This window comes from Micromonospora sp. NPDC049891 (assembly GCF_040660295.1).
Classification (GTDB): Bacteria; Actinomycetota; Actinomycetes; order Mycobacteriales; family Micromonosporaceae; genus Micromonospora.
Map to the genome: position 1 here is coordinate 223,927 of NZ_JBFAML010000005.1, position 23,539 is coordinate 247,465.

Annotated in this window: 17 protein-coding genes and 1 pseudogene; 5 read left to right on the forward strand and 13 right to left on the reverse strand. The window is 67.7% G+C overall.

Annotated elements, in window-relative coordinates; translation table 11 throughout:
* Positions 1–167: 167 nt before the first annotated feature.
* The 3 genes from AB0I71_RS09715 to AB0I71_RS09725 form a co-directional block, all read right to left on the reverse strand.
* Positions 168–2,645, reverse strand: a complete 2,478-nt coding sequence (locus AB0I71_RS09715) for an FtsX-like permease family protein (protein WP_357582819.1) — start codon at positions 2,643–2,645, stop codon at positions 168–170.
* A 53-nt stretch (positions 2,646–2,698) separates the two neighbouring features.
* Complete coding sequence (locus AB0I71_RS09720) at positions 2,699–3,409, reverse strand: ABC transporter ATP-binding protein (RefSeq protein ID WP_357582820.1); 711 nt, start codon at positions 3,407–3,409, stop codon at positions 2,699–2,701.
* Between the two features lie 477 nt (positions 3,410–3,886).
* Positions 3,887–4,231, reverse strand: a complete 345-nt coding sequence (locus AB0I71_RS09725) for a hypothetical protein (protein ID WP_357582821.1) — start codon at positions 4,229–4,231, stop codon at positions 3,887–3,889.
* A gap of 165 nt (positions 4,232–4,396) precedes the next feature.
* Between AB0I71_RS09725 and AB0I71_RS09730 the strand changes: the two genes are divergently transcribed.
* Together AB0I71_RS09730 and AB0I71_RS09735 are read left to right on the forward strand one after the other, a co-directional pair.
* A complete protein-coding gene (locus tag AB0I71_RS09730; protein WP_357582822.1) occupies positions 4,397–6,199 on the forward strand; it encodes a carbamoyltransferase C-terminal domain-containing protein in 1,803 nt (600 codons plus the stop codon).
* 5 nt (positions 6,200–6,204) lie between these two features.
* Positions 6,205–6,507, forward strand: a complete 303-nt coding sequence (locus tag AB0I71_RS09735; protein ID WP_357582823.1) for a hypothetical protein — start codon at positions 6,205–6,207, stop codon at positions 6,505–6,507.
* A 192-nt stretch (positions 6,508–6,699) separates the two neighbouring features.
* Here the strand turns inward: AB0I71_RS09735 and AB0I71_RS09740 are convergent, their stop codons facing one another.
* From AB0I71_RS09740 to AB0I71_RS09760, 5 genes and pseudogenes are all read right to left on the reverse strand, one after another.
* Complete coding sequence (locus AB0I71_RS09740) at positions 6,700–7,767, reverse strand: hypothetical protein (protein ID WP_357582824.1); 1,068 nt, start codon at positions 7,765–7,767, stop codon at positions 6,700–6,702.
* On the reverse strand, positions 7,764–8,318 hold the full coding sequence (locus tag AB0I71_RS09745; protein ID WP_357582825.1) for an RNA polymerase sigma factor: 555 nt from the start codon (positions 8,316–8,318) through the stop codon (positions 7,764–7,766). The genes AB0I71_RS09740 and AB0I71_RS09745 overlap by 4 nt, the downstream gene beginning before the upstream one ends.
* A 331-nt stretch (positions 8,319–8,649) precedes the next feature.
* A pseudogene (locus AB0I71_RS09750) lies at positions 8,650–8,715 on the reverse strand (DUF4291 family protein); the annotation flags it as partial.
* An 880-nt stretch (positions 8,716–9,595) separates the two neighbouring features.
* Positions 9,596–10,888: an MFS transporter gene (locus tag AB0I71_RS09755; RefSeq protein WP_357582826.1), complete on the reverse strand. Its 1,293-nt coding sequence runs from the start codon at positions 10,886–10,888 to the stop codon at positions 9,596–9,598.
* Positions 10,889–11,580: 692 nt separating this feature from the next.
* Positions 11,581–12,189 carry a PadR family transcriptional regulator gene (locus AB0I71_RS09760; protein ID WP_357582827.1) on the reverse strand — a complete coding sequence of 203 codons (609 nt, stop codon included), beginning with the start codon at positions 12,187–12,189 and terminating at the stop codon, positions 11,581–11,583.
* A gap of 70 nt (positions 12,190–12,259) precedes the next feature.
* On the opposite strand from AB0I71_RS09760, the gene AB0I71_RS09765 reads away from it, so the two are divergent.
* Together AB0I71_RS09765 and AB0I71_RS09770 are read left to right on the forward strand one after the other, a co-directional pair.
* A complete protein-coding gene (locus tag AB0I71_RS09765; RefSeq protein ID WP_357582828.1) occupies positions 12,260–15,055 on the forward strand; it encodes an FtsX-like permease family protein in 2,796 nt (931 codons plus the stop codon).
* Between the two features lie 3 nt (positions 15,056–15,058).
* Positions 15,059–15,805 (forward strand): ABC transporter ATP-binding protein, encoded by a 747-nt coding sequence (locus AB0I71_RS09770; protein ID WP_357582829.1) that lies wholly within the window; start codon positions 15,059–15,061, stop codon positions 15,803–15,805.
* Positions 15,806–16,158: 353 nt separating this feature from the next.
* Here AB0I71_RS09770 and AB0I71_RS09775 read toward each other — a convergent pair whose 3' ends face one another.
* From AB0I71_RS09775 to AB0I71_RS09795, 5 genes are all read right to left on the reverse strand, one after another.
* Positions 16,159–17,175 carry a LacI family DNA-binding transcriptional regulator gene (locus AB0I71_RS09775; protein ID WP_357582830.1) on the reverse strand — a complete coding sequence of 339 codons (1,017 nt, stop codon included), beginning with the start codon at positions 17,173–17,175 and terminating at the stop codon, positions 16,159–16,161.
* Positions 17,176–17,322: 147 nt separating this feature from the next.
* Positions 17,323–19,773, reverse strand: a complete 2,451-nt coding sequence (locus tag AB0I71_RS09780; RefSeq protein WP_357582831.1) for an alpha/beta hydrolase-fold protein — start codon at positions 19,771–19,773, stop codon at positions 17,323–17,325.
* 305 nt (positions 19,774–20,078) lie between these two features.
* On the reverse strand, positions 20,079–20,375 hold the full coding sequence (locus AB0I71_RS09785) for a hypothetical protein (RefSeq protein ID WP_357582832.1): 297 nt from the start codon (positions 20,373–20,375) through the stop codon (positions 20,079–20,081).
* A complete protein-coding gene (locus AB0I71_RS09790; protein ID WP_357582917.1) occupies positions 20,372–20,710 on the reverse strand; it encodes a hypothetical protein in 339 nt (112 codons plus the stop codon). The genes AB0I71_RS09785 and AB0I71_RS09790 overlap by 4 nt, the downstream gene beginning before the upstream one ends.
* A gap of 329 nt (positions 20,711–21,039) precedes the next feature.
* Entirely contained in the window at positions 21,040–22,236 is a 1,197-nt protein-coding gene (locus tag AB0I71_RS09795) for a helix-turn-helix transcriptional regulator (protein WP_357582833.1), read from the reverse strand.
* 246 nt (positions 22,237–22,482) lie between these two features.
* Here AB0I71_RS09795 and AB0I71_RS09800 point away from each other — a divergent pair, with 246 nt between their 5' ends.
* The gene (locus AB0I71_RS09800; RefSeq protein WP_357582834.1) at positions 22,483–23,301 is read left to right on the forward strand and encodes a methyltransferase domain-containing protein; all 819 of its coding nucleotides are present in this window, start codon (positions 22,483–22,485) and stop codon (positions 23,299–23,301) included.
* Positions 23,302–23,539 lie beyond the last annotated feature (238 nt).

Consider the following 23,539-nt stretch of genomic DNA (forward strand, 5'->3'; position numbering starts at 1 on the left):
GCGCACGAAACGGAACAGTCCAGCGGGATCGGCGCGACCGGTGCGGTGATCCGTGTGCGTCACGGCATGACCACCGTCGCGACCGATGGCGGGCGGGTGCTCCGCCGGAGAGGTTCCTGCACCGGGACCGTTCGTGGGCCGCCCGGTCCAGGTGCAGGACCTGCGCATCAGCGGTCCCGGCCCGCCAACTCGAGCACGGGCACCCGGGAGACCCGGAACGCGGGCCACGCCGCAGCGACGACGCCGGCCGCGACCGCAACGACGAGCGTCACTGCGAGGCGGGACCACGGTACGACGACCGATGGGATCTCCGCGCCACCGGTGACGTCGATCAACGCCCAACCGAAGCCGACTGCGACGGCGATACCGACCGAAGCAGCCACGAACGACAGGAGTGCCACCTCGAGCCGCACGATTCGACGCAGCTCTCGGCGAGTCGTGCCGACCGCTCGCAGCAGTCCGAGCTCTCCAGAGCGTTCATTGATCGCAAGCGCCGTGGTGTTGGCGACTCCGAGGAGCGCGATGAAGCTCGCGAGGAGGAGCATCCCGTCGATGAAGTTCCGGAACGCGGCAATTTCGCTCCCGCTGTTGGCGACATGTTCTGCCCGGGTCTCGAAGAACGACCCGGGCGTGGCTCGCACCAACGCCCTCACGTCCTCCTCCGCGTCCGCGACCACCCCGTCGGCGAGGTCGACGAACAACAGAGCGTCGAGCAGACGGCCGACCAAGGCGTCGAGCGTCGCACGGCCGACGAAGTACAAAGGCGCTTCGAAACCGCCGGTGCTCCTCGCGACCACGGCAACGATCGGCGCCTCGAGGGTCGAGCGTTCGAACTCGATCGCGAGGGTGCCGCCGAGCAGCGTCGGGTCGTCGCCGACCACGGCCACTCCCCCCTCGCTCAGGTCGGCGAGGTCGCCGGCGATCAGGTCGAGGTCGAACGTGGCGGGCAGTGCCGTCGGGTCGATGCCGCCGATCGCCTCGGCTTTCCCTGCCACGATCCCTTCGGCGACCGACAGTGCAGCGACTGCGTCGACGTCGGGCAACGCTGCGATCCGGCCGGCCAGGGTGGGGTCGATCGTCGGGAAGTCGGCGGTCGCTGACGTGACCACCAGGTCCGCCTGCAGTCCCTCACGAACGTCCGTCCCGACCCCGCTCGTCAGTGAGCTCGCGAAGATCCCGAACATCGTCACCATCGCGGTGCCGAGCATGAGCGCGAGCGCCGTCGACGCCGATCGACGGGGGCTCGCAGCCAGGTTGCCCGCCGCGATCGAGCCACACACACCGGCGGCCCGGCGGGCCACCTGAGCGCTCCCACGCGCTGCGGCGGTCACGATCGCCGGGCCGCACAGCACGAGCGCCGGGACGATGGCAACGACGAGCATGATCCACGTCGCGCTCGAGCGCACCACAGCCACAGCTCCTCCAGCGATCGCCGCCGCGGCGAGCACGAGCCCGCTCGCAGTTCGCGCCGGGCTCACGACCCGGGATTCCGCCGCGCTCTCGCGCAGCGCCTCGATCGGCGGTGTCGCCGCCGCGCGGCGGGCCGGGATCCATGCCGACAGGATCGTTGCGCTGATACCGACGGTCGCGGCGACCGCGATCGAGGTCGTGCTCACGATCGACGGCCCGGTGAGCAACGTGATCCCGGCGAGTCCGACGAGCCAGCGCAGCGCGCCCACTCCCGCGATCCCGCACACGAGGCCGACGATCGTGGCGACCGTCCCGACGAGCGCCGCCTCGATCACCACTCCGCCGAGCAGTTGGCGTCGTTCCGCACCGATCGCACGCAGCAGCGCCGACTCCCGCCGGCGGCGGGCGACGGTGAGCGCGAACGTGTTGAAGATGATCGTCACACCGATCAACACCGCGACCACGGCGAAGGCCAGGAGAAACACGGTCAGGAACTGCAGCGGTGACGTCGCGGCGTCCTGCATCGTCCGGATGTGGTCGGGCCCGTCGATGACCTCGGCATCAGTCAGCGCCGACAATCGGCCGAGCACCTCGGCGCGGTCAGCGCCCTCCGCGACGTCGATGAGCACCTCCGTCGGCGCCGCAGTGTCGAGCCAGGCGGACACCGCTCCGTCGGGCAACAGCACCGTTCGCTGCAGCGGTGCCGCGTCCGCCGACGCGAACGTCGCGACACCGGTGATGGTCGCGTCGTGTATCCCCGTCGCGGTCAGGACCTGTACGACGTCACCCGGAGCCAAGCCTGCGTCACCGGCGAGCGACCGATCGATCACGATTTCTCCGACCTCGATCGGTGGCCGCCCGCTCGTGAGCCGGAACGGATTGAGCACCGGGTCGGCGACCCAGTTGCGACCGACGTCGCTCGCCGTGCCGGTTCCGACTGACGATCCGTCGACGACCAGCTTCGCGAAGCCGACCCATTGCGAGGCGGCCCCGTCGACGCCATCGACCGTAGCCACGCGCTCGGTGATGTCGGGTTCCAGTGATCGCCGAACCGACCTTTCCGGATCTCCCGGCCCGCCGCCAGGCTCACCGAGGACGACGCCCTGCACCACGGCGTCCGTCCCAGCCAACGCTTCGGCGATGTCACCGGCCGCCCGGCCACGCATCGAGTCGGAGAGCACCAGCGTCGCGACGAGGAACGCCACCGACAGCGCGATCGCCGCGCCCGTCAGCACGAACCGACCCCGACTTGCGAGTACGCTTCGAACCGCACTCCGCATCATCTGGCTCATCGCCCCAGGCCCCTCATCACGTCGATCACCGCATCGGCCGACGGGTGATCCATCACGTCGTGCACTCGGCCGTCGACGACGAACACGACGTGGTCCGCCCAGGCAGCGGCGTTGGGATCGTGCGTGACCATCACGATCGACTGGTGATGCAGATCGACTGCTGATCGCAGGAATCCGAGGATCTCCTGTCCGGACCGGGTGTCGAGGTTGCCGGTGGGCTCGTCGGCGAAAACCACCTGCGGCTGGGCGACCAGCGCCCGGGCTACGGCGACTCGCTGTTGCTGGCCACCCGAGAGCTCCGTCGGCCGATGATGCATGCGATCACCGAGGCGCAGCAGCGACACGACCTGATCGAGCACTGCGGCACTCGGCCGGCGCCCCGACAACGTCAACGGCAGGCAGATGTTCTCCTCAGCCGTGAGCGTCGCCACGAGATTGAACGCCTGGAACACAAACCCGATCCGTTCTCGGCGCAGCCTGGTCAACTCGCGGTCGTCGAGGGCCGACAGATCGGTGCTGCCGACGAATGCGCGACCCGACGTCAGTTGATCCAGCCCCGCGGCGCAGTGCATCATCGTCGACTTTCCCGAACCCGACGGGCCCATCACCGCCGTGAACTTCCCCGCCGGGAACGCGATGGTGACGTCGTCGAGCGCGACGACGGCCGACTGGCCGGAACCGTATCGCTTGACGGCACCGACGAGCATGGCCGCAGCGTCATCAGCGTCGGCTGACAGCGCGCTCCCGAACTGCCGATCGACGACCGTGGAATCTGGACGTGAGGACACAAGACCTCCGATAAGTGCTTGATCAGGGTTTTGTAAGGGATTCCGATGAGTGGCTGGTCATGGAGCAGGTCTGCCTCACCGTTCGATGTCCGGATTCGACGAGCGATCTGGGACGGAAGCGGGCGCGTGCTGTCCCTGTTCACAGTGCCGGTATGCCGTTTCGGCGAACTGGTTTGGTAGCGCGAGCGTGCACGCCCGTTACCACGACCGCCGCCAGCGCCACCCACAAGCCAATCACCAACCACGACACCCACCGGCCTGCCAGCAGACCGGCCGGCGCTTCCCCGGACGGCGCTGCGTTGACTGCCATCACTGGCCCCCTACATACGGGTTACATCGCTCATCTGATGCCGACTTTCATACCGAGCGAACCTGAGACGACTGTTAGAACGGCGCTCAGGCCGACTGGCCGAACCAGGTGCCCAGCGCACGCACCAGCGTGGTGGCGCCGAGGTCCTGTCCGTAGGCAAGGCCCAGGCGACACAGCCGTGGGGCCGGATGAGCAACGCATCGACGTCCACCCAGTCCAGGGACTACGAGCACAACCCGTCGGCGCGCCAGGAATGCGTGGATGTGTGGCCACCAGGTCTCGATGGTGGTGGCGAGTCGATGGAGTTCGGGCAGGTCGGTGGTGGCGCAGCGGGTGTAGAAGCGCAGGAGTCGGTGGATGTGTCCCCGGCCGGATTGGGTGCGGGCAGTCGCGAGGAGGTCGAGCAGGTACCAATGGCCGCCGTGCTGCACGACACGTCACCCCCACAGAAACGGAATACAACCGTGAGGAATGCACGCCCACTGGTGTGCTGCGCACCTTGCCCCGCGATCTACACGCGGATAGCTTCCGAAAGGGACATCTGATCGCGAAGGCAGCCCAAACCGCAGCGTGACCAGAGAAAAGGATGCCAGCTGATGATCATTCTGGGATGCAACGGTTTTTCCCGCAGTGCGGAGATGTTTGCTGAACATTATGGCGCAGTTGGCACCGAGAAGCATTATCTGCTCGGGCACGACGCCGGCGCGGCGCTGCTCGTGGACGGCGAGCTGGTCGCCGCGGTGGAGGAGGAGCGCCTCAATCGGCAGAAGAAGACCTCAGACTTCCCGATCAACTCGATCCGCTGGGTCCTGGATCATGCGGGGATCGGTTTCGGTGACGTCGACCTGATCGCGATCCCGTGGAACTTCGACGCCAAGGTCTTCGACAGCACGCTGGCCGAACTGGCGTCCATCCCGATGTCGCCGATGGAGAAGCTGGTCCGTCTAAACCATATCGGCATGGTGTTCGCCACGGTGCTGGGACACGACGCGATCCTGGCCGACTTCGCCGCTCGTACCGGGTTCACCCCGGACCCGGCGAAGGTGGTATTCGTCCCGCACCACTTCGCCCACGCGATGACGGGCTACTACATGGCGGGGGCCAAGGACGCGGCATTCCTGATCAGCGACGGCCGGGCCGAGCTGCTGTCGTCGCTGACCGGGGAGATCCGGGACGGCCGGATCCGGGTCTTCGAGGACTCGTTCGTAACGGCCAACGACTCGCTGGGCAATCTCTACTCCTGCGTCACGCGGTTCTTGGGATTCGTACCCAACAACGACGAATACAAGGTGATGGGCCTGGCCGGGTTCGGCGAGCCGCCGTCGCCCAACCCGTTCCTGGAGCACTTCGTCGAACTGCACGAGGGTGGGCGGTACACCATGGTCCTGCCGAACGACCTGGAGAACCCGCGGCAGTTCGAGCCCCTGCTGGAGAAGCACTTCGGTCCAGCACAGACCACCATCGAGTACCAGTCCCGGGTCGCGGCGGCGGTCCAGGAGATGGTGACCGTGGTGACCCGGCACCAGGTGGCGGCGCTGGAGACCCGGACCGACCTGGATCACCTGCTGGTCGAGGGTGGGGTGGCGCTCAACTGCGTCAACAACACCGAGCTGCTGGAGAGCTCGCGGTTCTCCGACGTCTCGGTGAGCTTCGGCGCCAGTGACACAGGTGTGGCCATCGGCGCGGCGGTGTTCGCGTGGGCCAACCACCCGACCAACACCGCCGAGGTGAAGTACGCGCCGTCGGTCACCCCGTACCTGGGGCCGGAGTACGACGACGCCGAGGTCGAGCGGGCGCTCGGTGAGTTCGCGGACCGGGTGGAGTGGACCGCCCGGCTGACCGACGACGAGGTCGTCGACCAGGTGGCCGAGCTGCTCACCGGCAAGGTCGTGATCGGCTGGTTCGAGGGCCGGATCGAGCACGGCCCCCGGGCCCTCGGGCACCGCAGCATCCTGGCGAACCCGAACTTCCCCGACATCAAAGACATCATCAACAATCGGGTCAAGCACCGGGAGCCGTTCCGGCCGTTCGCGCCGCTGGTGATGGAGCACGACGCGCCGAAGGTATTCGAGATGGGCCGGAAGATCCGGTCGCCCTACATGACCTTCGTCTTCCCGGTCCGGCCGGAGTTCCGGGAGGTCATCCCAGGTGCTGTGCACGTCGACGGCACCTCCCGGGTGCAGACCGTCACCACCGAGCAGACCCCGAGGCTGGCGGCGCTGCTGCAGCGGTTCACCACGCTCACCAACGTGCCGTGCCTGATCAACACGTCCTTCAACGTGGCCGGCGAACCGATCGTGTGCAGCCCGGCCGACGCGCTGAACTGCTTCCTGAGCACCGAGATCGACCACCTCGTGCTCGGCAACCGCCTGGTCACCAAGCGTGTCACGGGCGCCTGACCGTCATGAGCGGCCGCGGAGAGCCGACCGTGGACCTGGCGGTGACGGTGCATCGACTGGAGGAGCTGTCCGGTGAACTGCGGGCGTCGGCGCAGTGGCGGGTGCCCGAGATCAGCGCGGCGTCCGACGCGCTCGCCTGCGCGGCGGTGCTGCTGAGCACGCAGCGGGACCGCCTGGACGGCGCCGGCTCGCATCTCGACCGGTTGCGGGAGGCGATCGGGCTGGCCCGCAGCGTGGTGGAGACGAGCAAGTTCGCCGCCTGGGAGAAGGCCGGGTCCAGAGTGTCGCCCGACGGTGAGCGGTTCTGAGCCCGAGCCTTCGGATGTCAACAACCTCTTCCGCGAGTTTTCAGGCTGCCGGTGCGGAACTTCTCCATAGGAATGGAAAGAGGCCCTGATGTGCCTTCATGCAGGATCTCGTGCGAGCCGCAGCCCGATGGTGTCGATCCCTGTCGCACTGGCAACTCGGTAGGCGCCGGTTGTTTCCCCTGGCTGGCTGGGTCAGCAGCCCAGGCCGTCCTTGTACGACTTTGGGACATCACCGTCGGCGACCTCGTCGGCGATCTTCCAGACGACCTCGGGGTAGTCGCCCTCGTCGTTCATGTCGTGCAGCACCTTCCACTGGTGGCTGCTGCGCAACGCGGCTGCTGCCTGCTTGACCGCTTGTTCGTCACCGGCGGAGTCGGCCCGGATCCACTCGGCGATCCAGTCGCAGGTGACCCTGCCGGTCACTGCGGCGCCGAACTGGTATGGGTCGTTAGCTCCGGCGTTGTCCAGTACCGACACGTCGAAGCCCGGCGGGGCCGGCATGTCGGCGAGAATCTTGGCGGCTTCCTCACGGACGTCGCCCGGCGTGACGATCTCCGGCGGCAGCGCCTTGAGGAACGACTTGGCATCCACCTTGATCACGTGGGTGAGGATTCCGTTGAAGGTGGCCCGGGTCCAGTTGCCCCCGGTGCGCAACTCGACGAACGTGCCGTCCTGCGGCTTGAGCATGGCCGACATGTCGTTCTTGCTGTAGGTGAAGATGCTGGCCGGCCGGTTGGCCACGGTGGTGGCCTCCGGTTCGCTGACCTGAAGCCGGTCGTCGTAGTAGCGCTGGTACTGCTCGTCCGGGTACCAGTTCATCTGCAGGCTGCGGTCGCCGTTGCGGAACTCGATGCTGCCATTCTCCTCGGCGAACCCGTAGACGCTTACCGCTTTCCAACCCGGCTCATCAATGAGCAGGCGCGGATGCTCCTGCGCAGCCTTCAGGTCGAGTTCCCACCCGCTGATCGCGGCCGTGCCCGCGTCGGGCAGGCCGGTCGGTCCGGCGTACACGTCGTCGGGCTGCGCGGACCAGAGCGTCGAGGCGGCGATGACGCCGGCCACGGCCGCCGCTGCGGCCGTGGCGCCGGCGAGTTGACGGACGAGGGTACGGCGCAGCGGTCTCGCCGGCACCGAATCGAGTTTCGGGGTGGACATGATCTCCTCCAAGAGATGCTGATCCGCCCCATCGAGGCGCTGGATGATCTCAGGTCGATAGGGGTCGGCGTCTCGAACCAGGCGGTCGAGGTGCTCGTCGGTCATCTGCCCTCCTTCGGGACGGGTACGGCCAGGACATCGAGTACATGTCCGGGTGCGTCAGGGTCGTCACCGATGAGTTCGCGCAGCCGGGCCCGCGCTCGTGACAGGCGGGTCCGGGCCGCGGCAGGGCTCACCCCGACCACCTCCGCTGCCTCCCGGGGCTGCAGGCCTTCCCATACGGTGAGCAGCAACATCTCCCGGTCCGTGTCGTTCAGCCGGCGCAGCGCGGCCCGCACGGCAAGCCGCTGCGGCACCTCACTGCCCGGATCGGGCGTGGACACCGCGGTCAGGCGTTGCCGGAGTCGCTCACCCAACCGCTCACGGCGGGTTCCGCTGCGGTGGTGGTTTGCCAACACTCGGCGGGCCACCCCGTACAGCCACAGCCGGATCTCATCGTCGGAGGGCAGGTCGGCGCTGCGCCGCCACGCCACCAGGAAGGTTTCCGCGACCACGTCGGCGGCGTCGTCCGGCTGCTGGACACGACGTGACGCGTACGCGAGAAGCGCTTCGAAGTTGCCAGCGTAGACGCGCCGAAACCGGTCCTCAGAGCTCACGTCTTCTGCATGTCCAGCACCGGGCTCATCGTGACACCACGGTACCGCCGGCCGATACGGCTTGATCTACGTGACGCCTACCCGCAGCCAATCCGGCGATCTCCACGGCGTTCCGGCCGGTCGACCGCGACGAAACTCATGCCTGGAACCACGCGGCCGTCACGCACTGCGCTCGCATCCACGACCAGCGAGACAATGCACATCTACACATGCTCTCTTTCTCGAGAAGCGCGCTTCTGCTGCCGACCGGGCGTCACAGTACCCGTACCGACGACGGCAAGGCCCAGCGTCCCGCCGTGCCACTGAGCGCGTTGTGGCTGGCGGTGGTGTCGCGCTCCTGCCCTGGCTTGGTGGCCCAGCCGCAGCGGTACATCATCCACAGGAACGACGGCTTGATCTACGTCCCGCCGCCAGCCCGCACGCTGCGGGAGGGGACGCGTGCGGACGACTGGGATCATGGGCCGATGATGCATTCGTTCCATCTCGCGCTGCTTCCGCCGGTCTTGACCTTGCGCACACTGCGTCGCAGGCCTCAGGCTGCTGGGTTGCGGCACGCCGAGTGCCTCGCGCTCATGCGACTCGGCTCCCCGGCGTTGTCGGTGGAACGGATGCAGCTGCGACGCCTTGCGATGTTCGCCGAATGGGACGACGAATCGGCGTTGGAGCGGTTCCTCGCAGACGACTATCTAGGGCGGCAGCTCGACGGCGGATGGCATGTGCGATTGCAGTACCTGCGGCGTTACGGCGAGGTGGCCGCGCTCGCCGGCCTGCCGGTGCAGGCGGGCCGGTGGGATCCGGAGGAGCCAATTGTGGCCGTCACCCTCGCCCGGCTCAAGGTTCTCGAACTACCCCGGTTCCTGAAGTGGGGGCGGCCCGTCGAACGCTTGGTCGCCAGCCACCCCGGCACCACGTTCGCCACCGCAGCGGTACGCCCGCCCCACACGTTCTCCACCTTCACGATCTGGCGCAGCGTCCGCGAGATGACCGACATGGTTCACGGCCGCAGCGCCGTCCCACAGGCCCATACACATACCGTCGCCATGGCCGAACAGCATCGCCGGGACTTCCACCACGAATCCGCGTTCATGCGGTTCCGCCCTTTGTCTGAACACGGAACCTGGGAGGGGCGCACCCTTCTCCCCTGAGCGACTCGAGAACCACGCTTGATCAGATGCACGCACATGCTGCCAACCGGGCGCACCTAGCGTGATGAGGATCGCGGACGCCCTGCGTCCGACCGTTCCGAAGAGCGGACGCACGGACTGCGCACGAGGGCGTCACGCTGAGCCGTACTCCGGGGCACTACGAGCACTGCGTATTGCGTGGTCGTGGAAGGTTTCACTGCGGTCCGCCACAGTGCCGTCCGTCACGGCGGAGCGGATCACGAGTGGGCCACGACGTCCCAGCGCCCAGACGGTGAGCGCGAAACAGCAAGGTGCCGCTCCCGTGATCGTGACCGCTGTCCAGCCACCAGCGGACCAGAGCGTGGTCGCGGCGGCGGAGCCGATCGCGCCGCCGATGAAGTTGCCGGTGGCCAGCGCCGTGTTGAGCCGGCTGCGGGCCTGGTGGGAGAGGGCGAACAGCCGCGCCCGGTTGAGGAGGGCCTGCGTCTGGAGGGCGACATCGATCATGACAATCGCGATGATGATGAGTACGACGGACCGGCCGGCGAACGCCGCGACGGCGAAGGCGCCGAGGGCCAGGACCCAGGCCGCGCCGGTGGCCGGAAGCGACAAACCTCGATCGTGCAGACGGCCGCCGTGCAGGCTCGAAAGCACACCAGCGAGGCCAGCCAACCCGAACAACCCGATCACCGTTACCGGGTACCGGAACGGTGGGCCGCTGAGCAGGAACGTCAGCGCCGTCCAGAACAGCGAGAACGCGGCGAATCCCGTGGCGGCCAGGACCAGCGTCCACCGGGCCGCCCGCTCGCGCATGACCACCGTGCCGACCGAGGCGACAAGCCGCGGGTACGGCATGCGAGTCCGCGGTGGCAGCGGTGGAATCGCGCGGTAGAGCAGGACCGCGAGCAGGACCGCGACGACCGCGGCGAGGACGAAGACCATCCGCCAACTGGCGGCGTCGGCGACGAACCCGCTGATCGTGCGGGAAGCCAGGATACCGGCGAGGGTCCCCGAGCCGACCATGCCGACGACCCGACCGCGGTGGGTATCGCCGGCCAGGTCCCCGGCAAGCGGTGTGAGGATCTGCCCGGAGATTGTCGTCACGCCGAGCACGCCCAGTGCGAGCAGGAGTACGCCGATCGACGGCGTCAGCGCGCACAGCAGCAGTGCGACGGCCGAGACCAGGAGCATCACCGGGACGAACCGGCGGCGATCGAGGACGTCGCCGAGCGGCACGAGCAACAGCACACCGACGGCGTACCCGACCTGTGTCGCGGTGACCAGCCAGCCGGCCGTTGCGGTCGCGACACGCAAATCGGCTGCGATGAGGCTGAGCAGCGGCTGCGCCCAGTACAGGTTGCCGATGGCCACTCCCGCCGCCACCGCGAACAGGAACGTCAGCCGGCGGCTCATCTCCGACGGCGGTGCCATGCGGGATGCTGCCACCCCGCCACGCTAAGGCGCGGGATCAAGACACCGGGGCCAAGCGAGGGCCTGAGCATGGCAGGGCCGCAATGTCCAATCTCTCCCGGCACCCTTCAAGGTGCGCTCGGACAGGTCGGCACGGCGGGCAACGACAGTCCCAGCGGGAGGAGTCGCAGTAGGACACCACACACTGCCCCGGCGATCGCGTGTATATGACCCGCCGCGTTCGCGGCGGCTGGGCAACGCCGTTGCCTTGGCTGATCGGCCGCGCACAGCTGCCGCTGGCAAAGCGCGGGTGCGGGCCGCCAGCGCGGCCGACGCTGCTCCGGTTGCCGGCCTCGGTCGAGAGTAACGCTAAGGCCGGACGGGGCGAGACCAGACATTCCGGTCGCGTCCGGACTCGGGTCCGTCGTGACGGAAGCCAGAGCAGCGAGATCAAAGCTGGCCGAGTCGCAGGCAGACGGCCGCCGCACCGACTTTGAACGGGACCGATACGCGGACCCGCACCGCGAGAACGCGTTTCCCCAGCCCACCGCACATCTGGCCGAGAACGTCAGGTGGCTGTCCTGCAGACGAGATCACAGTGCGCGCAGGTGCCCAGCCCTCCGGAAGAACACAAAGCTGCGCACTCATGGCCGATGAGCGAGCACCTGTCGGACTTCGGCCGATCAGGACGGCGGACGCCCATCGCTGTGCCGTGCGGGTTCCTGTGGTCAGCCCGCGCGCCGTCGTGGGGTCGGAGGGTTGGCCGGTGTCTTGGTTTCCTCCTTGTGCGACTCGGCGAGCTTGGCTAGGGATGCACCGCCATCGGTGAGTAGTGCTGCCTCGACGTCCTCAATGAAGGCGAGGTCGGCTTCGACGTGCCGGGTCGCGGCTGAGAGCAGCAGTCCGACCACCATGTCGGCGGCTTCGGTTTGCAGGCTTCCGAGGTTGCGCAGTTCACGCAGCAGGTGGCCGCGCTGGTTGGCCAGTACGGTGCGTACGGCCTCGGGTGAGCCCGACCGGGCGGCGGCGATGATCTTGAGGAAGAAGTCGTCGCGGAAGCCTCCGGCACGGGGGCTCGGCTCGGCTAGCCAGCGTTCCAGTTCCGCGTGCCCGTCCTTGGTGATCTCGTAGACCACGCGGTCGGGTTTGACCGGCTGCACCTGGCGTTCGGCGACCACCAGTCCGTCTCGGGAGAGGCGGTCGAGGATCTGGTACAGGTGGCCGATGTTCAGCGGACCCCACTGCGGGCCGACCGCGCTCTCGAACGATGTCTTGAGTTCGTAGCCGTAGCTGGGTCCGCTGGCGAGCAGGGCCAGGACCGCGTGCTGGATTGCCATGTCTCCCCTTCCACCCTTGCATTGTCACAATGTATCCCCCACAGTGGGTGCCAGCACAGGGGGAGGCGTCTTGCTCAACGTCATCTGGCAGCAGCTTCGTGGTCGTGCCGGGCGGTCGGTGGCACTGCTGCTCGGCGTACTGGTGGCCACTACCGGGTTCGTTGTACTCACCGGCACGACCACCGCGTCCCGCCTGCAGGTGATCGGCACGGTGGAGCAGAACACCCGGGCGGCGTACGACATCCTGGTCCGCCCGGAGGGCGCTCGGACCCTGTTGGAGGCGGAACGTCGCCTGGTCCGTCCCAACTACCTCTCCGGCTTGTTCGGCGGTATCACGACGGAGCAGTACGACCGGGTGAAAGCGCTGGCGGGGGTGGAGGTCGCGGCTCCGATCGCGATGCTCGGCCACACGACCTCGGTGGTGCAGACCCGGTTCGACCTGACCGACGCGGTCGACCGCAGTCTTGACCGGCAGGTGATCCGGGTTGATCCGACCTACGTCGCGGACCGGGGCCTGTCCGCCGCCGCAGCGCAACCCCGGTACGTGTACGTCACCAAACGGCCGTTGATCTTCCCGGTGCTCGGGGACACGTTTGACTTCACTGCGCTGCCCTACTCCGACGGCCGCTCGTACAACGCCGAGCGCTGTGGCCCGGTGCCACTGGAGGTGCTGGCAACAGGTCGCACCGAACCGGTGTGCGACCCGTCCTGGTACCCGGACGGGGAGTTCGCCACCATCAGCGAGCGTCAGGCCTGGTCGGTCGACGCGGCCCGGCTGCTGCCCGATGGCCGCTTCGAGTCCGGCTCCGCCTGGGTCCCGCACCGGTCCAGCGACCGGCTGGTGATCTCCCTACCGCTCACCGTGCCGTATCTGCTCGCCGCCGTGGATCCGGAGGCCGAGGACAAGTTGGTCGGGCTTACCGGCGCGCTCGTGGACGGGCGGCCGTTGAATGCCGACGACACCGTCAGCATGACCTCGAACGGCTCGGCTCGGCTGTTCCCGGTGCTCGCCACCAGCCACCCGTACGTCGATGGTGCGATCCGCGCCAGCTACCACCGGCTCGCCTCGCCGTCGCGGGTGACCGGGATGTCGCCCGAGCAGATGAAGCGGATGCTGAGTGAGGTTCCGGCTGTCGCCGCCGGCAGCAGCGAACAGGACCTCGCCGCGGGCCACCGCGCCCAGTTGGCCGAAGGATTGGGCGAGACGTGCTGCTTCGGCCAGCTCCAGGTGGTGGTGCAGCCCGGGCAGACGGAGTACGACCAGCTTCCCGACGGCACGCTCCGGCCGCGCACGTTCGCACCGAACCTGGACGCCTACGGCGGCAAGCAGGAGTACAACTACGTACCTCTGCCCTGGCTCTCCGACGACGTCGCCTACCGGCCTCTGACCAGCCTGTCGTTGTCTCACGGTTCCGGGCCGGTCCGACAGTGGCAGGCGGTGGGTGTATTCGACCCGGGGAAGCTGGCGGGCTTCAGCGATCTGTCTCGGGTACCGCTGGAGACATATGAACCGCCGCTGGCCGAGGGCGCCGATGAGAGCAGCCGCGAGGCACTCGGTCATCAGCCGTTGCTCCCTAGCGGCAACCCGGCCGGATACCTCTCGGCCCCGCCGCTACTGCTGACCAACCTGGCCAGCGTGCCGCAGCTGCTGGATGGTGGTAGCAGCCCTCAGCGGTCGACGCCGATCAGTGCGATCCGGGTCCGGGTCGCCGACGTCGACGGTTACAGCGAACGGTCGGCCGAACGGGTCCGGCTGATCGCCGAGCAGATCGCCCGGGACACCGGCCTGGACGTCGACATCACGCTGGGTTCGTCACCCGATCCGCAGACCGTCGAGGTGCCCGCTGGCTCGTTCGGCCGACCGCACCTTCGGTTGACCGAGAACTGGTCCGCGCTCGGCGTCGCCTCGACCATCGTGCAGGCGGTCGACCGTAAGAGCTTGCTGCTCTTCCTGCTGGTCCTGGTGGTCTGCACGCTGTTCCTCGGCAACGCCGTGTCCGCTGCGGTACGGGACCGACGGTCCGAACTGGCCGTGCTCGCCTGCCTCGGATGGCCGGCACGGCGGATCACCCAACTGATCCTCGGAGAGGTGGCCGTACTCGGGCTGGCCGCCGGACTGCTCTCCCTCGCGCTCGCGCTGCCCATCTCCGCAGCCCTCGGCATCGGCATCGGATGGCAACGGGCCCTTCTCGCCCTACCGGTGGCGCTGCTACTCGCACTCGCGGCTGGCCTGCCACCCGCGCTGCGGGCCAGCCGCGCCCACCCCGCCGCCGCACTCGGGCCGCCGGTCACGACCGCCCGCTGGATACGACGGCCACGCACCTTGCTCGGCCTGGCCCTGGTCAACCTCGTCCGCACCCCCGGCCGCACCCTGCTCGCGGCGAGCGCCCTCGCCATCGGGGTCGCCGCGCTGACCCTGGTGTCCGCCGCCGCGTACGCATTCCACGGCGCGATCGTCGGCAGCCTGCTCGGCGACACCATCTCACTGAGCATTCGCGGACCCGACGCCGCGGCAGCAGCGGCCACCGTACTGCTCGGTGCCGCAGCCGTCGCCGACGTGCTCTACCTCAACATCCGAGACCGCGCCCGCGAACTGGCCACCCTGCGGGCCATCGGCTGGACCGACACCCTACTCAGCCGTCTGATCACCTACGAGGGACTACTCCTGGGACTCCTCGGTGCCGCCGCCGGCGCCGCACTCGGCCTGGCCGGCACCACCTGGCTGGTCGGCGAACTTCCGCAGAACCTCCTACTTGTCACCGTCTTAGTGGCGGTGGTCGGCACGGCGGTCACCTGTCTCGCCGCGCTCATCCCCGCGCACCTCCTACGGCGGCTACCGACCGCCCAACTACTGGCCGAGGAGTAACCGATGCACACCGCCAGCGGCGCCGCCATTCATATCACCGGCCTCGTCAAACACTTCCGGACCGGAACAGCACCACTCAAAGCCGTCGACAACGTGACACTGGAGATCGCCGCCGGGTCGATGGTGGCCCTGACCGGACCCAGCGGCTCCGGAAAGTCCACCCTGCTGCACCTGATCGGCGCGATCGAGCAGGCCGACGCTGGCACCATCCGGATCGACGATCTGGAGATCACCACACTACGGCGAGCCGCCCTCGCGGCCTACCGGCGACAAGTGGGATTCGTCTTCCAACGGTTCCACCTGCTACCCGCGCTGACTGTGCTCGACAACGTGATCGCGCCGGTACTGCCCTACCGCACCCGCAACGACCACTCGACCCGGGCCCGCGAACTACTCGCCGAAGTCGGACTCACCGGCCGGGAACGCGCCCTCCCCGCCCAACTCTCCGGCGGCCAGCAACAACGAGTAGCGATCGCCCGAGCCCTGATGGCCAAACCCCGCCTCCTACTCGCCGACGAACCCACCGGCAACCTGGACTCCACCACCGGGAACCAGATCCTCGACCTACTGCTACGCCTCAGAGACGAACACCAGATGACCATCATCCTCGCCACCCACGACCAACGCATCGCCGCCCGCAGCGACCGACTCATCCGACTCACCGACGGCCGAGTCGCCGACGACCTGGACCTCACCGACGGCGAAGACCCCACCGACACCCTCAGCCGAGCCACCCGACTACGGCTCTGACCCACCCAGCACAGCAACCACCAGCCGATCCCGGCAACTCCGCTTCTGCCGTTGCCCAACTCGGACTGCGCTCGGCAACGTCGCCCGCGCACTCTGCGATCGGTCAACCTGGCTCAGGTTCCGCTCCGATTGCGACGTGACAGGTAGGTGACGGCAGTCCCTGCCAGACTGCCGATGGTCAGGGCGAGGGCCAGTGGGAGGAAGAGATCCCACGGTGCTGGCAGCCAGCGATCGAAAGCGATGCCGGCCAGGGGGAAGGTGGTTGCAAGAACGCGTTTCCCCAGCCCACTGCACATCCGGCCGAGGTGGTTCGCGCACTGCCAACCAGGGACTCACGTTTCCCCAGGTCGGCCTCAGCGCAGCGTCGACTGCCTCTGGATCAGTTCGAAGTCGACGACTATCCTCCGGGGCACCGGCTGTTCCTCTCGCGGCACACCGTCGAACTGGAGCTGGATCCGCTCTTCCAACAGGGCGACTGCCTGGTGTGCGATCACGTCGCGTCCGGGGTCGATGGTGCTCAGCGGAGGTCGGGAGTAGTTCGCTTCGTCGATGTTGTCGAAGCCGATCAGCAGGATGTCCTCGGGAACCCGTACGCCGCGGTCCTGAAAGGCGGCGAGCGCACCCAGCGCGAGTGTGTCGGCGAACGCCACAACCGCGTCGGGCTTGACGCCGCTGTCAAGGATGCGAGCGATCGTCGTGGCGCCGGTGGAGTGGAAATAGTCGGGTACACCGATGATCGCACGTGGGTCGACGTCGAACCCTCGTGACTGGAGGGCGTCCCGGAAGCCCTGGAACCGCAGCGTTCCGCTGCTCGGCGATGGGTCGTCCTTAACTCCCAGGGGAACTACCGTGGTCGCACCCCGGCCCAGCACGTGCTCGGTCGCCGCACGTGCTCCCTCGACGTTGCTCATCGTGACGTGGTCGAGGCCGCCGTCGAACACCCGCTCGCCCAGGAGCACGAGGGGGAAGTCGACGTCGAACAGCGGGAGGTCTTTCTGGCCCAGCGCGAGCGGGGAGTAGAGCACGCCGTCGAAGCGTGACCGGTAGCTGCCGTCCAGTACCCGCAACTCGCGGTCGCGCTCGGCGTTGGTCTGCTCGATGAAGACGGTCAGGCCTCGCCTGGATGCCTCTCGCATGACGGCGTCCGCAAGTTCGGCGAAGTACACAACGCGCAGCGACGGCAGCACCAAAGCGATCGCCCCGGTCCGGCCTCGGCTCAGGTTCCGCGCCGACACATTCACGTGGTAGCCCAGCTCACGGATCGCGTCGTCGACCCGCTCGCGGGTTTCCGGACGCACGTACTGATAGCCGTTGAGGATGTTGGACACCGTCTTGATCGACACCCCGGCGAGTCGGGCGACGTCGCGCATCGTCGCCGACCTGTTGGTCTTGCGTGCCACAGCCCCTCCCCGCCGGTCGTCGATTCGTCGGCCAGCGTATAAGACCGCACCATTCACAAACCCGGGACGCAGCGGCCGGCCCGCCCGATCCGGGCGCGCCGGCCGCCTGACGCGAGGTCAGTTGATGGTCAGGGCGATGGCGTGAACGGAGCCGCGGACCGGGTCGATCTGCAACTCGTAGGCACCCGGGGCGAGCCCGGTGGTGTCCCAGTGGAAGATGTACTGATTTCTTGCGGCGCTGTAGCGTGCGGTGTTGTCGGCCCTCTTCTGGACAGGTGTGGCCGGAACGCGGTTGCCGGCCACGCCGTCGGTCTTCTTCACGAGGTAGAGGCGCGGCCGCGCGTCGGTGACCGTCTCGCCGTCTGCGTCGGTCAAGGTGAACTTGACCGGCACGGGGTGTCCGGCTTTGACGATGTCGGAGCCGTCGCCGGCCAGCGGTGGCCGCACCCCGCCGAACCGGTACTCGGGCGCGAAAATCCGCGGCACGAAGTCGATCAGATTCGCCATCCAGATGTCGAAGCCATGCGGTCCGACCCAGGTGCCGGCGTACTCGTATTCGATGCCCTGGGAGGTCAGCCACTGCATCGTGTTCTGGGTGAACGTGTACGTGAAGTCGACGTCACCGGAGTACAGCCGTGCCAGCTTGGTGCCTTCGTTGAGCGCCTGGACGTCGACGCCGCTGGGGTAGGAGAACAGGAACCCCGAGAAGACACCGACGTAGGCGAACTCGCCCGGGTGGCCGAGCCAGGTGCCGAGGGTGTTCATGCCTCCCCACGACAGACCGGCGAGCGCCTGCTCATCCGGATCAGTCGAGATGTTGTACTTTTCCGCCGCGGTCGGCATGACGTGCCGGCTGAGGTCGGTCCAGAAGTCGACGCCGTTCTGGTCGGGCATGACCACAACCATCGGCACCATTGTCCCGTTGAGGTAGCTGTTGTCGAGAATCTGCTTGGCACGCCCGGTTTCGAGCCAGCTGCCGTAGTTCTGGCCCCCGCCGTGGTACAGGTACAGCACGGGGTAGGCAGCTTCGCGGTCAGCATCGTAGCCTGGCGGCGTCCAGACGTACGCGTAGCGCTCTGCGCCCTGGTCTCCGTCGTAGGTCATCAGCGAGACCGTGCCGCCCCTGCCCTCGGGGACATCGGCCAGCATCGCATCGGACTTGCCCGGCACGAAAAGCTGCGACTCCATCACGTGGGTGTTGACGGTGTCGGCCGGGTCCTTCATGTCGACGCCGTCGACCACGTACCGGTAGTAGTGGTAGCCGTCGAGCGGTCCAATCGTCATTCGCCAGCGGCCGTCGGGCTGCTTGTTCATCGGGATCCGGAACCATTGGCCATTCGGAGCCCAGTTGCCCCAGATCGTGACGTCCTTGGCGCCAGCCCACTGAGTGCCGGTCTCGAACGTGACGATGCCGTGCGGGTCGATGTGCGGGGTCGTGATCGACCCGGCCGCTGGGGGCTCGTACGGCCGGGTCAGCGCGCGGTGTCCCTTGCTGGCGCCGTGGCGGACGACCTTCTGTCCGAAGAGCCGAGCGGCGAAGTCTCGCAGGTTCTCCCGCCACGCGTCCCAGGTGGCGCCGTCGTCGGGATTGACGCCGTCGAACTCGAACTTCACTCCGGACTTCTTCAGGTCCACCAGCAGGTCGTAGTTGTCGTTGTAGGACGGATCGAGCGTGTTGCCGACGTATACCCGGAGCAGTTTGGTGCCCTTGTTGATCGACTTGGCCTGCGCCTTGGTGATCGGGCCGTCGACAGAGCCGGAGAAGGAGCCGACGTAGGCGAATGCGCCGGGATCGCTGCGGAGGATGCTGATCGCCTGCTCGGCACCCGTGTCGACACCGGCCAGCGCCTGACCCTCGGGCCGAGACGAGATGTTGTAGTCGGCCCTTGCTGCGGGGACGATGGCGTTGAGCAACTCGGCGCGGGGGTCGGCGGACCTGGCGTCAGCCATTACGACCACCATCGGCTTGGCGTCCCCGCCGGCGACCAGGTTGTCGAGGATCTGCTTCGCCCGGCCAAGTTCCAGCCACTCACGAGCGGTCTGACCCTCGCTGCTCAGCAGGTACAGGACCGGGTACGCCTCGGCCCGGGCGGAGTCGTAGCCGGGCGGCGTCCACACCAAGGCGGTGCGGCCCTCCGCCGCCGCTGCGCTCGTGTAGGACAGTTCCTCCACCGTCCCGCCCGCAGCGATGTCGTCCATCCACGCGACCGACTCACCCGGCACGAAGAAGGTGTTCCAGTTTGGCTTCGACGTCACCGCCACCGGGCTGCCAGGCTGGCGGAAGGACACCTTCGACCTGTCCTGCATGGTCGCCGTGTACTGGTAGTAGTACAGCCCGGGCTCGAGCGGACCGACGTTCGCGGTGTAGTCCGAGCCGCTCGGGTCGAGCGCGAGCGCCGACCAGGTGCCGCTCGGGCCGATGTTCGCCTCCAGTTCGAGCGTTGCCGGCACTCCGCCGACGATGCTGCTGGCCTGCGACTGCGGCACCTTGAAGTAGTGATAGACGTCGTCGTTCGAATGCCACGTGTCGGTCGCGACAGCCGCCGGGGCGGCCGCGATGACTGACACCACCAAAGCCGCGGCTGCGACAAGGCTGGTCACTCGGGGGCCACTGCTGTGTGACATCGCGTTGCTGCTCCTCTCAGAGCGTCAAGGCCTCCCGCATCGAAGGCACGCGCCTCACCATTGAGATCGGCCACCGAAACCTTCCCGACAGCCGCGACAGTCCATTCACACCAGCGCACTACTTTTCCTACACCGGTGTAGAGCGCATGGCAAGAGACAGTTGTCGATGGTCGGCGATACTGGGACCGAACCAGTGACCTCTTCGTGTGAACTCCCGGCAGAGCGGCCGGAACGGGCTCGATGCGAGGTCACCCGGCCTGGTGACGCCCGTTCCGGTCGGGTCCGGTCGGCACGGTTGCTGTACTTCGCTTCTGTACTTCCGGCGGCTGTCGGGTCCAGCCGATGAAGCGGCGGTGCAGTGCACCGGCCGGTGCCCACGGCATGTCCTCGGCGGCCTGTACGAGATAGCCACCGAGGTAGAGCGCCAGCGACACTGGCGCGTCGGCGTACTCCGCCCGCAGCTCCCGCCGGCGCGTGGGGCAGGGCCACGGCAGGTCGCATCCGCCGCAGCTCCAGATCGGCAATACCGGGCCGTGGGTGGTCACCGCACACCGCCCAGGAACCGGGCGACGCTCGCGCGGGCCTGCCGACTGGTCGCCCAGTCCACCTGCCAGCAGGGGTACGGGGACAGCCGTGACCACCACGCGCGGCAGCCGACGCACCTGCCGTCGAGCCCTCGGACGTGCACGGCGAGGATGACTCGCTCCGGGCCGCCGGTCACTGCTCGCCCTCCTGCGGCCAGTGGCCTCGGTTGATCGGGATACGGTGCCGAGCACGGCACGGCAGGTCGGCTCCGCACCGGCAGACACGCCGCCACAGTTGCCACGACCACTCGGGCCGATGCCGTCGGGCAAACGTCAACGCGGTAGCGGAGAGGTATTCGTCGTACGAGACGCGCCGCTCCCGCGACATCGACGCATCCCAGCCCGCCGACATGTGCCGTCGTACGCCTCGCGCCTGGTCCAACAGCCGCCGCCGGGCGGCGTCCTGCTCCATCGTCTGGAGGCGCTGGCCGAACCCCGATACCGCCGGTGGCGACGGGAAGTACCGGCTAACTACTCGCCGCAGGAGTCCAATAGCCACCGCCATCTGTCCGGCCCTCCCTCCTGAGGACACGGAGGGCAATCTGCTGATGTGCCTCGATCCGCACCCGATGTAGAGGTCAAGCCTCACGCCGTGCGTGTTGTCGATCCAGAAGGTGACTGTCCGCTAACCAGGTGTGCCGTCCGCTGGTGGTCGGCGTCCCGGGGCGTACTCGATGCACAGATCACGCAGTGTCGCGGCCTCCGGTGCCCCCGACTGCTCCACCTTCGCCAGCAACTCCGCAGCCCGCCACCAGTTCGACGGCACCACCCGCCCGGACGCCACCGCCTGCGCCCCCAGTGCCACCGCCTCATCCGGCTGACCGGCAGCGACCAGGGCAAGACCAAGGTCGAGGCGAGCCGACGCGGACCGGCGGGGCCGCGCTCCCCCATCACCGTGCGGATCCAGATCCGTCAACACCGCCCGCGCTACCTGCTCGGCACCAGGGTCACCCGCCCATGCCAGAGTCGTGGCCGTATACGCGGCTGCCTTCGCCGGGTCGTAGCGATAGTGGTGCTCGGCCCGCTCGGGAACAGAAAGATTCGCCGTCAGCCGCTCAACCCGGTCCAACGCGCGCCGGGTCGCACCGACATCCCCGATCCGCGCCCAGGCACGAGCCTCCTGAGCCGTCGCCTGAATGCGGGCAGAGCTACCCTTCGGGGCGACCCGCTGAGCTTGATCGGAAAGATCGAGTGCGGTCCGGTAGTCACCTTGAGTCAACACGTCCCAGGCCCGGGTTTCGAGACACCATGCCTGGATCTCGGCGTGCTCGGCATGTGCGGCAAGATCACGAGCGGCTCGCAAGTGAGCAGTCGCAGCAGTCCGCTGCCGCAGGTCGATGTGGACGGTTGCCCGCAGCACCGCCAGCCAGCCACCGGCAATCAACAACCGACGCCGCTGAGCAAGAGTGACCCGTCCATCCAGCAGCCGCCCCACATAGGCGAGGTGCCGCCGTACCAACGGTAGAAGGTCCGCCGGAGCCATCGTCGGATAGGAACTGGCAAGGTCGTCAACGCCCTGCTCGATCCGGTCGAGCACGTCTCTGCTCACGTCACTGGCGGCGACTCTCGCAAGCAGCTCGCCGGCCTCGGCGGCGTGGTCGACCGGCGCATCCACCAGGCCAGCAAGCACGCCTCCCGCGTCCAGAATCTGGTCCAGGTGGCGCGCCGTGTCCGCTGTCGGAGCCTTCAGCCCTGTTTCCAACTCGTGCAGATGACTCTTACTCCGATGAGCGAGCTGCCCCAGGGATCGAAGCGACAGACCACGCCGCTCCCGAAACTCACGCAGAGCTACGCCGAAGCGCGGATCGACGGACGAGGCCATAGCGCCGCTCCAAGTTGAACAGGCCAGGCGAACTCACCCGGCCGCCACCTCGTCGACGGTACTCCGACACCTCGCCCATCGATGAGCCCTCGCTTGTAGGTTCTGGGCGCGTCGTCCGTCCCTGTCCGGAAAGAGCCGTCAGCTCGGCGAAGCATCCATCTCCACCTTCGCTGGTTCGCTGGCGTCCAGCACGGTTGCTGTCAACGTTGCTGTCAGTGGCAGCGTCGCCGCAATAGGCTGTCGATCATGCATGGGTTCGCCGACGTCGACAGTCAGTCAGACCCGAACTCGTGGGTCGGCGTACTCGACCGCCTCACCACAGAGCCCTTCTACCAGGCATACCAAGAGCGGGTCCGCGAGTTGCTCCATCCGACACCCGGCCGTCGGTACGTCGAGGTCGGGGCCGGAACAGGGGCAAGCGCAGCCCGCCTGAGAAATGAACACGATGTCAGCGTGGCAACGGTGGATCGCTCGCTGACCATGACTGCTGCCATGCAAGCCCGCGGCCTCACCCAATGCGCCGTCGGCGATGCCCATCGACTGCCGTTTGTCGACAACTCCTTCGACGGGGCATGGGCGGATCGCACCCTGCAACACGTCGCGGATCCCCCCGCCGCGATCAAGGAACTTGTCAGGGTCGTGCGGCCAAGTGGTCGCATCGTTCTCGCAGACCCTGACTACGACACCCAGGTACTCGACATCACCGACCAAAATCTTGCCCGGCGCGTGCTGAGGTTCCGGGCCGATGTCCTCCTGCGCAACGGCACCTTGGCACATCAACATGCCGGCCTTCTCGCCACACACGGCCTGGTCGACGTCACCGTCGAGCCCCGAACACTACTGGTTCGGAACCCGACCGCCGTCGACAACGTTTTCGGCCTCCGCAGCTGGGCTGCCACAGCGGCTCAACGCGGCGCACTCGACCCCACCGAAGCTCATGCTTTCGAAGACCAATTTGACGAGGCCGTCAACGCAAACCGGTTCACCTACGCCGTCACGTTCTTCCTGACCGCCGCCACCGTTCCCTCACACGGAAGCGCCCGCCAGGAGAACGTCAGACGTTGAAGCGGAACTTAGTGCCGCCGTCCCACCACCAGCGGCAACGCTGATCAAGCAGTCGCCGGCAAGGCGTGGCACGAGAACGACCTCGTCTTCACCACCCGCTACGGCACACCCATCGAACCGCGCAACTTCCAACGCTCCTGGCAGACCCGCTGCGACAAGGCGAGAGTCACGCCGATCACCGTCCACGACGCGCGACGGACCTGCGCCACCCTCATGCTGCACGATCCAAAGACTGCGG